The sequence below is a fragment of the Mesorhizobium sp. M4A.F.Ca.ET.022.05.2.1 genome (genome assembly GCF_003998845.1).
Lineage (GTDB): Bacteria > Pseudomonadota > Alphaproteobacteria > Rhizobiales > Rhizobiaceae > Mesorhizobium.
This window is the reverse complement of record NZ_RZOJ01000136.1, coordinates 1-13,621: the sequence shown is the minus strand read 5'-3', so window position 1 is coordinate 13,621 and position 13,621 is coordinate 1. Positions and strand designations below refer to the sequence as shown.

General features: G+C 60.8%; 16 protein-coding genes and 1 pseudogene. 10 read left to right on the top strand and 7 right to left on the bottom strand.

Going from position 1 to position 13,621, the window contains the following annotated elements:
- A pseudogene (locus tag EN745_RS36160) lies at positions 1 to 1,390 on the top strand (hypothetical protein); the annotation flags it as partial.
- A complete protein-coding gene (locus EN745_RS16665) occupies positions 1,390 to 3,510 on the top strand; it encodes a hypothetical protein (RefSeq protein ID WP_127421787.1) in 2,121 nt (706 codons plus the stop codon). The pseudogene EN745_RS36160 and the gene EN745_RS16665, both read left to right, overlap by 1 nt.
- Here the strand turns inward: EN745_RS16665 and EN745_RS16660 are convergent.
- From EN745_RS16660 to EN745_RS37055, 4 genes are all read right to left on the bottom strand, one after another.
- The gene (locus tag EN745_RS16660) at positions 3,445 to 3,705 is read right to left on the bottom strand and encodes a hypothetical protein (RefSeq protein WP_127421786.1); all 261 of its coding nucleotides are present in this window, start codon (positions 3,703 to 3,705) and stop codon (positions 3,445 to 3,447) included. The genes EN745_RS16665 and EN745_RS16660 overlap by 66 nt on opposite strands.
- Before the next feature lie 442 nt (positions 3,706 to 4,147).
- On the bottom strand, positions 4,148 to 4,339 hold the full coding sequence (locus tag EN745_RS16655; protein WP_127286534.1) for a hypothetical protein: 192 nt from the start codon (positions 4,337 to 4,339) through the stop codon (positions 4,148 to 4,150).
- Positions 4,340 to 4,487: 148 nt separating this feature from the next.
- Complete coding sequence (locus tag EN745_RS16650) at positions 4,488 to 4,778, bottom strand: hypothetical protein (protein ID WP_127312207.1); 291 nt, start codon at positions 4,776 to 4,778, stop codon at positions 4,488 to 4,490.
- Between the two features lie 982 nt (positions 4,779 to 5,760).
- Positions 5,761 to 6,177 carry a hypothetical protein gene (locus EN745_RS37055; RefSeq protein WP_245487746.1) on the bottom strand — a complete coding sequence of 139 codons (417 nt, stop codon included), beginning with the start codon at positions 6,175 to 6,177 and terminating at the stop codon, positions 5,761 to 5,763.
- Positions 6,178 to 7,341: 1,164 nt separating this feature from the next.
- On the opposite strand from EN745_RS37055, the gene EN745_RS16630 reads away from it, so the two are divergent.
- From EN745_RS16630 to EN745_RS16620, 4 genes are all read left to right on the top strand, one after another.
- A complete protein-coding gene (locus tag EN745_RS16630) occupies positions 7,342 to 7,545 on the top strand; it encodes a hypothetical protein (protein WP_127421785.1) in 204 nt (67 codons plus the stop codon).
- Between the two features lie 224 nt (positions 7,546 to 7,769).
- Entirely contained in the window at positions 7,770 to 7,937 is a 168-nt protein-coding gene (locus EN745_RS36155) for a hypothetical protein (RefSeq protein WP_189363067.1), read from the top strand.
- 2 nt (positions 7,938 to 7,939) lie between these two features.
- Positions 7,940 to 8,143 carry a hypothetical protein gene (locus tag EN745_RS16625; RefSeq protein WP_127421784.1) on the top strand — a complete coding sequence of 68 codons (204 nt, stop codon included), beginning with the start codon at positions 7,940 to 7,942 and terminating at the stop codon, positions 8,141 to 8,143.
- A 32-nt stretch (positions 8,144 to 8,175) separates the two neighbouring features.
- On the top strand, positions 8,176 to 8,355 hold the full coding sequence (locus EN745_RS16620; RefSeq protein WP_127286836.1) for a hypothetical protein: 180 nt from the start codon (positions 8,176 to 8,178) through the stop codon (positions 8,353 to 8,355).
- Between the two features lie 260 nt (positions 8,356 to 8,615).
- Here EN745_RS16620 and EN745_RS36150 read toward each other — a convergent pair whose 3' ends face one another.
- The 3 genes from EN745_RS36150 to EN745_RS16610 form a co-directional block, all read right to left on the bottom strand.
- Positions 8,616 to 8,756 (bottom strand): hypothetical protein, encoded by a 141-nt coding sequence (locus EN745_RS36150; RefSeq protein WP_189340792.1) that lies wholly within the window; start codon positions 8,754 to 8,756, stop codon positions 8,616 to 8,618.
- A 14-nt stretch (positions 8,757 to 8,770) separates the two neighbouring features.
- A complete protein-coding gene (locus tag EN745_RS16615) occupies positions 8,771 to 9,415 on the bottom strand; it encodes a hypothetical protein (protein ID WP_127421783.1) in 645 nt (214 codons plus the stop codon).
- Positions 9,416 to 9,490: 75 nt separating this feature from the next.
- Complete coding sequence (locus tag EN745_RS16610) at positions 9,491 to 9,727, bottom strand: helix-turn-helix transcriptional regulator (protein WP_127311988.1); 237 nt, start codon at positions 9,725 to 9,727, stop codon at positions 9,491 to 9,493.
- Between the two features lie 122 nt (positions 9,728 to 9,849).
- On the opposite strand from EN745_RS16610, the gene EN745_RS16605 reads away from it, so the two are divergent.
- The 4 genes from EN745_RS16605 to EN745_RS16590 all read left to right on the top strand — a co-directional run.
- On the top strand, positions 9,850 to 10,539 hold the full coding sequence (locus EN745_RS16605) for a hypothetical protein (protein WP_127311987.1): 690 nt from the start codon (positions 9,850 to 9,852) through the stop codon (positions 10,537 to 10,539).
- The gene (locus tag EN745_RS16600; protein ID WP_127421782.1) at positions 10,536 to 10,991 is read left to right on the top strand and encodes a hypothetical protein; all 456 of its coding nucleotides are present in this window, start codon (positions 10,536 to 10,538) and stop codon (positions 10,989 to 10,991) included. The genes EN745_RS16605 and EN745_RS16600 overlap by 4 nt, the downstream gene beginning before the upstream one ends.
- Positions 10,988 to 11,278, top strand: a complete 291-nt coding sequence (locus EN745_RS16595) for a hypothetical protein (RefSeq protein WP_127311985.1) — start codon at positions 10,988 to 10,990, stop codon at positions 11,276 to 11,278. The genes EN745_RS16600 and EN745_RS16595 overlap by 4 nt, the downstream gene beginning before the upstream one ends.
- 1,559 nt (positions 11,279 to 12,837) lie before the next feature.
- The coding region (locus tag EN745_RS16590; protein WP_145992048.1) for a septal ring lytic transglycosylase RlpA family protein at positions 12,838 to 13,621 on the top strand (784 nt) is incomplete at its 3' end.

The following is a 13,621-nucleotide window of genomic DNA, read 5'->3' as shown; positions in this document are numbered from 1 at the left end:
GGCCAATTCCTTCGCATCGCGTTTCGCCGATGCCGCGCCGGTTAACGTGGCGAGCCTCGAACCGGGCGCGGGCGTGTCGGCGGCGCTGAACAAGCGTCCGGCGCCGGACGGCCCAGCGGCGGTCGCACAGCCTGTCCAGTCGCCGCGCGCGGCAGAACCGCCTCCGGTGGCTGCAAAGCCCGCAGCGGCGGCGCAGACGGTCGCACAGGCCAGCCCCGCCTCCGGTGGCCCGAGCGTGCAGCAACTTTTGCAGGCCTCACAGGATCCTCGTTTGTCCGAGCAGCAGCGCGGCGTCGTAAACCTGATGCTGAAGCAGAAGCTCGACGAGGCGAACCCTGCCAACCAGCTCGAACTGGAAAAGAACCGGCTGGAGGTCGAGAAGCTGCGCAACCCGCAGGTCGAGCCCGGTGACAAGGCGCGCCTCGATTTCGATCGGGAGAAGTTCGCGGCCGAGCAGAACAAGCCGATCGAGGTGGGTGGTGTTCTGGTCGATCCGAAGACGCACGAACCCGTTTACACCGGCCAGCAGACCGATTGGGAAAAGCTCGATGAGCGGACGCTGTACAACAAGCGCACCGGCGAAACGCGTGCTGTCAGCATCGGCGGGGAGAACGCCGGCCAGTTCCGGTTCACCGGCAATTCCGTCGAGGCTCAGGCGCTCAACGGCCTGATGGACGGTGGCGGCCTCACGGTTGACCAGGCGCAGCAGCTTGCCGCCGGCAAGACGATCAGCGGCCCGAATGGTGAACTGCTGTTCCTGACGCCGCAGGGCGTGTTTGGCCAGGCGTCCGCTGGTGGCCCGGCAATGCCTGTGACGCCCAAGGCCGCCACGCCTGCGCCGGAAGCACCGACCGCACCGGCGAGCCCGGCACCGACCAGCCCGCACGCTGCCAATCCGCCGGCAAGCGAGAATGCTGGTATCCTGCCTCTCACGGGCGCGAAACAGAAGCCGCTGAACGAGCAGCAGCAGCGCGACAACAAGCTGTATTCTGTGGTCGCGCCGGAACTACAGATTGTCGAAAAAAACTTCTCGGCCCTGTCCAATCCCTCGGATCAGGCCCTGTCAGCTATTCCGCGCGGTTCCGACTTTGGCGCCGAGTACCTGAAATCGCCCGAGTATCAGCGAGCGTCGAACTCGCTGCGCACCATCATCGCATCCTACCTCTACAGCGTGTCCGGCGCGACGGCGGCGCCGGCCGAAGTCGAGAACCAGGCGGCCATCCTGACGCCAAAGCCTGGCGAGGCGAAAGCATCCCTCGACGACAAGTTGGCGCGTATCCGGCAGATGGTCGACGCAATCAAGAGCGGTGGCGGTTCCGCGCCGGCTGGCAACGCGGGCACCGGTGGCGGCACGACCAGCAACGGCTTGAAGTGGAGCATTGAACCCTGATGCCTACGCTCAACATCCAAGGCCGCAAGGTACAGGTAGACGAGGGGTTCCTGTCGATGACGCCCGAGCAGCAGAATGCGGCGGTCGAAGAGATTGCCAAGTCTCTGCCGTCAGCAAACGCTGATGTTTCCGCGGCGGATGCCCGCGCGAAAGCCGGCATGGCCGCTGCTCAAAAGATCATGGATGCTGGTGGCCCCGAACCGGGGAGCGGTCACGACGCGCCCGGAATTGCCTCTCCCCGCGCCATGGGCGCGTCGGGAACGTTCCTCAATGCGATCGGCCAAGGCATTCCGATTGCCGGCCCCTATGTCGACAGGGGCCTGACTGCCACGGCGGCGGGTATCGGCTCGCTGCTGACCGGGGAGCCTGCTTCCGAGGTCAACCAGGAGATGACCGACATCCAGCAAGAAAGCCGTGCCGCGCACCCGATCGCGCGCACTGCCGGCAACGTGACGGGCGCCGTGGCCGGCACGCTTCCGGCGATGGCCGCAGCGCCTGAATTGTTCGGCATCGGAGTCGCGTCGACCCCGTTGCGGTTGCTGGCCAGCACAGGTTCCGGCGCAGCTATTAACGGTGCGGATGCAGCCGTGCGGTCAGGCGGCAACCTTAAAGAAGCAGGTATTGGAGCAGGCATCGGTGCTCTGACAGGCTTTGCCGCCCCATTTGTCGCTCCGCTTGTCAGCAAGGGCGTCAAGGCCGTCGCCGACCGGGTTCAGCTCAGCGCCATTGCCAAGGCGCTTGGCCTGGACAAGAGCGCCACCAAGATTCTGGCGAGCGCTGTCCGACAGGATGCCGTAGAGCCCGGCGCACTGGCGCAGCTCGGCGACAATGGCATGTTGATGGATCTCGGCCCGAACCTGCGTCATACCGCTGGCGCCATCGCGGCAACGCCTGGAGAAGGCAAGGCCATCGTTCGCGGCGCGATTGGTGCGCGCGATGCCGACGCCAACTGGCGCATCCGGTCCAGCCTCAACGAGACGCTTGGCGAGGCTCCTACGCCGTCGCGCATCATCGACCGCGCGACCCGCAACCAGGCAAGTCTACAGCCGGAATATAGGGAAGCCTTGCGCGAGGCCTCACTGGTCGATTCTGCACCAATCGCCCGCTATCTCGACGCCGAGGCCCAGACGCTGCGCGGCGAGGCGCAAAAGGGCGTTCTGCGGGTTCGGAACATGCTCAACTACACGCCGACGCCCGACGAAATAGCCCGCGCTCGCTCCGGCGGTCAGCCGCTGCCCGAGCCTGGGCTGATCAGCGACGCCGGGACGCTGCTGAACGCGCGGCACGCCGTCGATGACCTGCTGGAAACCACGCAGGGGAGCAACGCCCTGAACGCCCTTCAGACCGCACGCCAGGCGATCGATGATGAACTTCGTGCCGCGGTGCCCGGCATCAAGGAAGTGGATGCGAAGTACGCCGAGCTAGCTCGCCAGAAGGACGCCGTTCAGCGCGGCCAGACGGTGCTTTCCAGCGGCCGGGAAGCGCCGCGGCCCGACGAACTCGCCGAGGAAGTCAGACAAGCCGCGCTGCCGCAAGGTTTGCAGGTGGGTCCGTCGGCCGTGCCGCTTCGCCTTCGTGAGGGCGCCCGCGCGGAGATCGAGCGCATTGTAGGCACCAACGCGAACGACCGCGTCGCGCTTCAGCGCCTGATCAAGGGGGAAGGGGATTGGAACCGGGCGCGCCTGTCGACCTTGTTTGGCTCCGACCGGGCAAAGGCGATTATCGATCTGCTCGACCGCGAAAAGCTCTTTGCCGACACGTCGAACATCGTCACGCGCAATTCCGAGACGGCGGCGCGCATCGCGGCCAGAGATGCCATCGACGGCGGTGGCAGCAGCGGTTTCGGCGTGCGCGAGGGCTTTATTGCCGGCGGCGCGCGTGGCGCAGCACGCGCGGCGGGTACTCGAGCTGTAGAGACCATCATCGACGCGCTGCGGAACGGCGGGAACGACAAGGCAATTACCGATATGGCTCGCAGCCTCACAGGCGGCCCGCAGCAGAGCGCCGTGCTCGATGCGCTGATGCGGGTTGGCCAGGGATCTAGGCTTCAGCAGTCACAGGTCGATCGTGTGGCGCGCGCTCTGCTGCTCAGCGGACCGGACGCCGTCGGTCGCCCTTGAACGGCGTTGCTTGCGGTCTTCGTAGATCCAGACCAGCAGCACCAGGAACATTCCGAACATCATTCCAAGGCTAAAGTCGAGCGACAAACGGCTTAGAAACCAGTCGGCACCTTGGTGGATGGCGGTCAGGACGGCAATGGTGATCACCGCTGCGATTAGCTGAAGGACGGTGGTTCGCGACATGGCGCGGAACATAATGCGAAACCCTAGAAAGCGAAAGGGATGCCCTGGCGCGCCGCTCTTGGAACAAATCCGACGAAGCGCTGTTGAAAAGGTGTCTGCGATTGTTCCCCTCAAAGCTTTCGCAGACTGGGTGGAAACACCGGCCCGCGTCCTTTGCCGAGAGGGCGCGGGTTCTCCATTTTAACGGGTCGCTGGATTCTTCCTGTATCTTTGACGGAAAACACCGCCGCTCCCGCCTTGCTTCTCAAAGTTCGGGCGAGCGCGGGGGCGATTGGATGGCGGGCCTTTTTTCGTATTGACAACGGAAGGCCGCATGGCGATGACAGCATCGATTCAAACACGGTGAACTGCATGACAAAGAAACCATATGTGAAGCCTTCACTAGCGAAGAAAGCGAAGCTCTCGACCGTGGTCGCATTCAGCCTGTCCGGGCCGCTTCCACCGACCTGAGACATCAGGTGCGTGGGACCGGCCCGCTGGCTTCGGCCGGCGGGCTTTTTTGTTTCAGCCGATCGCTAGCCTCCAGATACGCAATGTCTATTAGGTACGTCAGCAGATCTTCACCATCCTCACGCATCCGATGGCGGATTACGCCCAGCAGGGATGCAACAAAGCGCAAGTTCTCCAGCTTGCTTGGCGAATCCATGATGCGCCTCCTAAGTTGACGATTCGTCCTATAATATTAGCGTATGCTTTCGCGAACGTCCCGCCCGCAATATTTGGCATTTTGAAAAGGCGCCCTTAAGGTCGGCGCCCGGCGATAGCGGGAGTAATCTCCTACCTTCTTCAATGGCTCATGTCGTCTTCCGTTTCGGCGCCACGTAGCTGGTGACAAGCCGCACCGTGTTGAGCTTGACCGTGACTGGAACGCCAAGGTTCACCGTCACTCTGTCCTCGTCGACATGCGTGACGTCGCCCACCAGCTCAATCTTCTGCCCGCTGCTCACGTTTGGCGACCGATCTACGATCGAATGCGGCTGGTGGTAGGAAGGGATCAATACGGCGATCCGGTCCTCTGTGACGCGCTTGCGCACAGTAGCGGTGATTGCGACCTCGTCGCCGACTTTGATGCTGCCCTTCGCCATGCCGATACAACTCCGACACGGCAAATAGGTTCGCAAGTGAGTGCTAATGTATGGTTTCAGGATTGTCAGAGAACTGACGGATCAACTCGTAACTGGCCGTGGCCGTTGACGCCATTGCATGACCTGCAAATAGGCCGCCGCGGCTGCGTCGCATTGATGGCGAGATGGGCCATTGGAGTGCAGGATGACTTCACGCGTCTTGGAATGCCGTGCTTCGCTGCAAAAAAATCGACCTCATACGGAAACTGGTCCGAGTCCGGGTCGCTGCTGTTCAATTGCTTGCCCAAATGATCCTCCGCCGGTGCCTGGGATCACATAGAACGAAGTCGGCCATCATTGGTTTCGGCCGCGCCGTGGTTTTCGTGATGGTGCCGGCGGGCGATATGTGGGCGAGGACACCAATCTTTAAAATTGTCTGGAACCATCCCACCCCATGGTATATTATTCCCTTAGCGGTCGATTTCTCAGGAATGTAGCCGCCCTCATTGAAAGCCCGCCCGTGGCCCCTCCATCGTGGCGGGCTTTTTCATTGGGACCGGACCCTGAATTAAGCGAAAACTCATGCTTGGACCGTACTAAGCAGAGATGCCTTCACGTCAAACCATAGCAGAGTACGCCATCCTCGCCACGTTGATCATGGCGACGGCATGGATCGGGCTACACGACTGGTCATGGGCTTCCCAGTAGGGGCGCTAGCCAGAGTGCGCGGTGCCCTCGCGTAGATTAGGCGAGCCGAGCGCTCGAAACAAAAGCTAGCTTCAGCGGTTCCTCTTCATTGGAGGAACCCATGTGCCCGGCAATCGACAATGGGGATGATCGCAAAGCCCATCTAAAGCTGCTGGCAGAGCGACTTACGAGGGAGACTGGCATCAAGGAGGAAGAGGCCAAGCAGCTGATCGAGCTGGTTGGAACCGATTGGAATTCGCTGCTTCGCGAGGCTAGGTTCCTGAAAGGTCGACACTAGACGGTTGCCGGCCCGGCACTAGCGGATCCGCTGGATGCGGCCCTTTTCGAGACGAAAAACACCGTTGTGGCCGCCTTGCTTCTCAAAGTCGGTTTGTAGCTCATCCCAGGTGCCAAGATACTCGCCGCAATCGTCGCAAGAAATCGGCGTCTCGGGACGAGCGTCATCGGGAATTCTCAGCCGGATGGTGAGGCAGTAGGGGCATTCCAACCGATGATCGAGGTATTTGGTTGCCATCGACCCGTTCAGGATCCATTCCACAAAGTCAAGATCAACGGTCTCGAAGCCGGTGAAATCGCGGACCATTTGCGCGGCGAAGTCGCGCCATCGGCTTTCGGGGATTTGCTCTTCATAATCGCTCGGCGAAGGGCGTTTCGCAGGATGTCGCTGTCGAGTGACGATACCTTGTCGCGTGACATAGCCTACCCCGCACATAAGGCCAAAGCATCCCACCCGCCCGCGTAGCCCCTGTTTGGTGCGGGCGACCTGGGGATTATACGCCGTCTTCAGGAATCGGCGAGCGGAATGTAACGACAAAAATGGAGGCGGCCCAGCGGTCGGGGGTGTGGGGCTTGGGGTTCGCCCGCCGGGCCTACCGGCAAACTCATAGGGGGACGTTTGTCGGCGGCCGCAATTATAGGCCGACATAACGGGATATAGAATAGGCTTCGATCATCGGCACCAGGCGGACAAGCCGAAACTACGGCGGCGACCTAAGCCAAGCGGCGCTTAGAAAGTGCCTGCAACAGTTCGCCTTCGTCCGTGATCCCGTTACGGTAAACGCTGACGAGTTCCGCAGCGAGGCCTTCCCTCTGTTCCTTGTCTTTTTGGGCTAAGCTGCGTTCGATGCACACTTGGTCAAACACCCGCTGGAGCAAGTCCAAGTCAGGGGGTTCGAATACTCCGCTGTAACGCGATAACGGCATAACGGCAGCCCTCAATTTGCCGTCCCTTACCCTATTATTCTGCCACCAACTACGACCAACCTCAAGGCGTCCAGCAGATCCAAAAGGCCCGCCGCCAAGGAGTTAGCGGCGGGCAGTTCAGGGTTACCGCAGATGGAGGGGATAATCTCCTGCGACTGCTACCAATGAACTGGCGGGCCGTTGTTTCCTGTGCTCAGACCTATGCGTGCGGCCATCGGACCTCAGTCGCCAATTGGGACGTGAGGCGAGCTCGAGTTCACCTTCCCCAAAGGCATACCTTGCGGGCTGCCTAGACAGGGCGCACTGTAACGGGGCTTCGACACCTCCTCGATGTCGGTGCATGGCCCGGCCCGCGAAATCCTGTGTCACCTCGATAAAGCGAGCCGGGCTGTGGGTGTCTTCCCCGGTGACTTCCCGCCCGGTTCAACAGCGCCTCAGGCCGCGAGTATCCAGAAGCTCGGCAATATCGGAAATCAGTTCGCGAGCCCTGGCCAGTTCCGCTTCCGCCTGCTTCCGGACACGGTCATTTTCCTCGCGAAGCTTTTGCGCCCGTTTCATGGCAGCCGCGCTGATATCGAGGGAAGTCCAAGTGTCCATGCCGACCAACTCCAGGAGCGAGCAAATGTTCCGTTTGGGCGGCGGAACCTAAAGACATCAGCCGCCTTGTCTCAGCATGAGCACCGAGACCAAGGTGGAAAGGGGAGAACGGCACGTTCGCGAAGGCAGGGCACGCATTGCTCGCCAGCGCAAACTCATCGATGAGATGACGCTCGGCGGCCACCGGACCGAGATGGCCCGAGGTCTATTGCAAGACTTCGAGGCGGTGCAAGGCGAACTTGAAATGCACCTGGACTTCCTACTCACATTCAACCGATGAGTGTTGACATTGCGCGTCTTGCGCATCGGAGCCCCGCTCACAAAGTCTCAATTTGAATTTCAAAAATTTGGCTCCTATTTTGGGCCGGTGACCGAAGCGCCTATGAATGCAGGGGTGCAAGCGATGGCTACGCTGTTCGGAAACCGGATGCGCTATCTCAAGGCTCTCCGGATCGTTGCCGCGACAGAGCGTTCAATAGGGCGCTCCGCTTCACGGATGGCATCATGCTACAGCTTGCTCAGATGTCTGAATCGCAGTTGCAGAAACCAGTACGGACCATGTTTGAAACGTCCGCCGTCCCGAAAGGTGAAAGCGGCCCGGCGGCGCTATTGCCGCCGAAGCCAGGCAAGCGCGGTCCCTATAACAAGCGCGAGAAATCTGATATCGCTTAGCGATGAAGGAAACCGTTCTGGCGATGCTGGAGCAGCATGTGCTTTTGGGCGAGCGACATATTGCGCGCCAGCGGGAGATTGTTGCCGACTTCCACCATAAGGGCTTCAGGGTAGACTTAGCCGAAGACCTTTTGACCCTGTTCGAGCAGATGCAGCTTCTGCACGTCGCTCACCGGGATCGGCTTTTGAATTCAACGCAAGGCTAGGCGAGGTCTTTGAGTCCCGGTAGCATGAGGGAATGAAGCGCAGCACGATCTATGCCGTCTATCACCCACCAGCGAACGGCCTGCCATACATGGCTGTAGTCATCGCTCCCGATGGAACGGCTACCGCCCGTCCATTCGAAACGGAGCAAGAGGCCGCAGCTTTCAACAAGCAAATGGCAGCGGCAGGACATCCCGGCAAGGCCAACCATTGAAGCACTACCCAGCCGTAGGGGAATGGCTACAGGCCCTGTAGCGTTACCTCTGGAGGTTAAAAAGCCCCAGCGCTGATGCAGGCCGATTCTGGGCGAGCGCGGGTTTAGTCAAGAGATTGCTAATATATGCGAACGGCCTGGGAACAAACGATCGCCACCCTCGTTGAAAGGGCTGGCCGGATGCCCTTGTGTCCCAATCCCCTCTTCCGGCTAGCCTTGAAGCCAAGCCCGCTGCTGTCCCCTCGGCAGCGGGTTTCTCTTTAGTGCCACAGCATGTAGGCGCCCATGCCGGCCATTAGCAGACAGGCAGCCATGCCCATCATATCGCGCTGCCTGTATCGCCAGATCGCGCCGGCAAGCATCGAGGCGGTGATGGCGGCGATGTAGATCGGAATGGCCATACTTCGTCCTGCGCTCAAATTGCAAACCTGAAGACCGAATCTTCGTCGGTCAACGTGTCGATCCGACGAAGATCCTCTGTGCCGGCCATGGGCGCATCCAGCGACAGAAACTTGAACCTGTCATAGACCTTGTTGTACCGGCGGAGATGTTCCGCCACGCTTCTGCGGATGCCGTCCATCTGCAGCTTGCCTTCGAGCACGGCCAGCATCATCTCCCCGGCAACCTCATCTCGGATGAATTTCGGCAAGGCAGCCGGGATCGCGGCATAAACGGCTTTCATCAGGGCTTCGGGAGAGTGGTTCGCTTGCAGTATCGACCGCTTGCGGGCATATGCGGCCCTCTGTTGTGCCAGGATTTTGTCGCGGTCGAGACGATAAACCTCACGATGGCGGGCGTTTATCTCCGCGCGATTCTTGTCATGGTATCGTTTTGTGGATGCGGCAGCTGCTTCCGGATACCTCAACCGATACTGGGCCTGTCGCGCTATAAGAGCGTCCCGGTGCTTTTCTCTATATCTTTTGTCGGCAGCGTGTTGCCTTTCGCGTGTACCTGGCTTTGCTAAATATCTTTGCCGAGATAGGCGGACTTTTTCGGGATTGCGCGCGCGGTAGGCGCGTCGTTGCTCGCGTTTTTTTTCAGCTCGTTCGGCATCGGTCACAGCGCTCTCCATTGCTCGAGAGCCCGCCGCCTGAAGCTGACAATGACAGAGACGTCTGAGTCGCTCTAGCAGAGCCTAGGTCTGCCGGAGTTGAACGCCAGGGCGTCCATGGTTCAGGAATTCGACCCCGCGAGTTTCCAGCACGCGCTGGACTGCCTGGACGTTCTGTGCTCGGCCGGCAATTGGCCCGGCGCCGGCAGCTTCCATGCTGCGGATCGTGTTGACATTGACGTTAGCAAGTTCAGCCACTTCCTTTTGTTCAACTCCGACCAGTGCGCGGGCGGCCTTGAGCTGATTTCCCGTAGTGAGCATCCGTCCCTCTCAAATTGGTGTTTCTAGTTACCATACCTAGAAACCATTGACAACCTCTATGCCTGCTTCTAGGTTATCAAACATAGTAAATCAGTTCCGATAACCAGTACGGAGAGAATGTGATGCCGAACACAACTGTTCGGGCAACCGCCGAAGGTTTGCCCGCAATCAACCGCCGCAAGGCGCTCGCCTTCCTAACCGGTGGCATTGCTGCTGCCGCCGTGACGGCATCACCCGTTGTCGCTAATGAGCCGCAGGCCTCAACCGTTCAAAACGTTCTGTCAGCCTGCCATGCGGCGGAAAATCGCCTTTGCATCTGCGAGGCTCGCGAGGCCTCGATCGCCGAAGCTCTCGGGGATGCATTGTTCCCTGAATGGAAGACGCCTAGCGGCGTCGCTTCTCGTTGGTCACACGTCCCGATCATTTTCCGCACCTCAAAAGCCCTAGAAGCCGAAATCGAGAGCAGGCGGGAGCTGATTGAAAAGTCCTTTGGGGGTGGTCTCATGAACCGGCCCGCCTATGAGCGATGGATGCGCGACATGGAGGCGCAAGGCGCAGAGGGCTTGGCGTGGCTCCGAGGGCAGGAAGCCGTCATCGACGCAAGCGGGTATCACGACGCGTCTGACCAGACCGATCAAGCCTTCGCTGAAGCGCGCGCTGCCTTCCAGGCCGTGATGGAACTGCGCTGCCAGACCATCGAGGATGTTCGCGCCAAGGCTGCCTGCATCATCCGCGTCTATCACCGCCTCGGCGTTGAAATCGACGGTGACGACCTCGTCGCCTGCATGACGTCGCTGTGCGAGGAGGCGTGACCATGGGCGAGGTAGTTCAATTCTGCCTTCGGCCGGCGCCGGGCGCCAAGGACGAACTCGCCGAACTCTTGGTCTGGATCAAGCCCGCCAGCGACTGGTGGACTGGCCGCATGCAGATCGAGCTGGCCCATCATTTTCGTATGACCGCGGACTTTCGGCGCATACTCGTGGCGCACGCATTGGGCAAAGGAAGCCCGGAGGCCGCCGAAGCGAGCCGGCTCGCAGAGAAGGCCTTCCAAGCATGGCGGGTCGAATGCCTGAAACAGGTATTCATCCCCGCCGAAGCCGTTCGTCACCTTCGATGGAAACAGGACTGGTTGCGGCAGCATGGCGGCGGCACTCCTGAAACGGCGCTGGCAATCGCCCGCGACGAGGCGGCGCTGGTCGATCGCCTAGGAGCGGTCGCGCGACAGCAGGCGGGACGTGCACGCCGGAAGGCGGTGCGGGGATGAACGCGCCGGTCGCCTTTGGCAAGAATGTCCGCCGTGCCGTCGAAGACGAGATCGAGCGCCTGATAGCTCTGTTGGATCTGATGGAGCCCGACGCCGATCTGGAGCCGTGGCTTGCGGGCGGTATCGAAGTCGTCGGCACCGATGACCGCGAGCAAGACAACAGCGACATTGAAGAGGGCGGCGACTCGGAACGCAGCCTCGGTTGGCCGGAGCCGTGCAGCCAGGGTCGCGACGAATGGGAGCGGCAACGCATTCCGTACATCGCCGGCAGCGACAGTAACGACTAGAACGGGGCCAGAACGTCTTGCTACCATTTTGCTACCGAACTCGGTCGCACAGGCTGGCATAGGGCGGGACAGTTGAAGCCGGCGCGGGGCCGGAGCGTTGAAAACTAAGGACTGTGAGGGACTGGACGGGGTAGGCCGGGACGGCTGCAAGCGAATTTCAAGACCGGTGCCTTAAACCGCTCGGCCATCCCTCCATCGTGATCTTTCAATCACTTTGGTGCCTGTGTTGACCTTCGGATCCTGCTGTTGGCATCATCCGCACCGCACCGCACCGCACCGCACCGCACCGCACTGCTCTAGTGCGTGGCGCGAAGACCTGTCAACCGCGCCGGCCTGTACATTTGCCGAAACGCAAGCTTTCGCCGTTCGTCCCTTGCCCCCAAGAACCAGGATGCGTCATTCGGCGGTTGAGTCCAGACGTCAGGGATCGCCAAATCGGACAGGGGTTTTGGGAGCGCCGGCGATTCCCTAAAAGTCTAGCGATCGGGAGAGCACGTTAGAAAGTACGTGTGGTAACAGTTAATTCAACCATCGCTGGTATCAAAAGAGAGGGTGGCGGCTCCGACCGGCGTTGGGGGTGGGTAGCCGGAGCCGCCTGCGCAGCCAGGGGTAGTTGGTTGACCGCGCTGTCTCAGAATAGGACAGCGCGGTCTACGAACGGTTAATACGTCGCAGATTTCTAAATCAGCACTGGCTAATGGAACGGAAGCGCCTTCCGCTATTTGAATCGAGTTCAAATTTTGCGTGAGGCGTTCCGATGCGCCTGCTGCCGCAGGTTGCGGGCTGTTCATTTGGCGCCGGCTATTCAAGACCGCTGATAACAGGCGGGAAAGCTTTCACCACGTTTCAAGACCGTGGCCTTAAACTGCTCGGCCATCCCTCTATCGTGCCAATCACTGGGGTGTCTATGTTTTTTGGCGCGCCAGACGCGGGAGGTCATTTCCACCGCACTTCCCTAGTGCGTGGCGCCAAGACCTGCCACCCGCGTCGGATCGTCGCTCGATATATTTGCCGAAATGCAACAGTATCCCGCCAAATCGGCCCAGCCTGATTGACAATGTGGCACACGCCCGACCAATCTGTGGCGTAGTGGATCTTTCGGGGTAAAGGGAATCATGAAGAAGATTTACGAAAAGCCGATTTTGACCAAGCGCGAGAGGCTGTCGCACGTTACGGCGCAGGTGGCTCCGTCTTCCCAGCAACCGCCGGCCTGACGAGCGCGTTGGCGCCAAGCACCTTCTGGACTGTGGGCCGGTCTGAGAGCCTTCGAGGCGCCGGGACTACGCCGGCGCCATAGTTTTGTTCCGCCTTTGCTGCGATGGCAGCGGTCAACTGGCCAATCAAGTCGCTGGCATTGCCTCGCTCGGCGTTCACGGCCACGCCGGTACAGGCCTTGCCACAATCTCGCCGCCTTCCGACCACAATCGGTTAATACCGTGATAAGCAATTCCTGCGCACAAGGAGATTGGGGATCCGGGTGTCGCTGGCAAAGTGTCGGGCAGGTGCTTTGGCTCCGCTGACGTTCAGCTGGTGGCGAGACTGTAGGGGACATCATAACAATGCAGATTTCGGCGCGCCCGCGTCTACGTCGCGCTCCAGCTCTTGCACTGTGCGCCATATCGGCGGTGCTGCTTGCCGCCTGCACCTCGACGCCGCAGCCGAAGGCGATGATCGACAAGAGGCCGCGCTCGAAGGAGTATTTCGCCGAAACCGAATATGGCGTGAAGGCAAGCCCGCGCGTTGCCTTCATGCGGCGCGGCGGCGGCCGCGACCAACTCGGCAAGCCCTACCAGGTGCGCGGCAAATGGTATTATCCCAAGGAAGACAAGCGCTACCGCAAGGTCGGCCTGGCATCCTGGTATGGCGATGCCTTCCACGGCCGGCTGACTGCCAACGGCGAAGTCTATGACACGATGCAACTTACGGCGGCGCATCCGACGATGCCGCTGCCGAGCTACGCCCGCGTCACCAACCTCGAAACCGGCAGTTCGGTCATCGTGCGCGTCAACGACCGCGGCCCATACCATGAAGGCCGCATCATCGACGTTTCGGAGCGAGCCGCGCAAATGCTCGACTATGACAAGGTCGGCACGGCCAAGGTGAAGGTCGAATATGTCGGGCGAGCGCCGCTCGACGGCGATGACGACCAGTATCTGATTGCCTCATACCATCCTGGCAACAACCGGCCGGATCCGTCGGACGGCTTACCGACCGGCGTGATGGTGGCCATGAACGGCCCGATGCCGAGCCTGTCGGTCGACGCGCCTGCCGCCGCCGTGCCGTTCCCGGGGCAATTGACCAATTCCGGGGATGCCCCTGCCGCCCAGCCCGCCCTGTCGGATC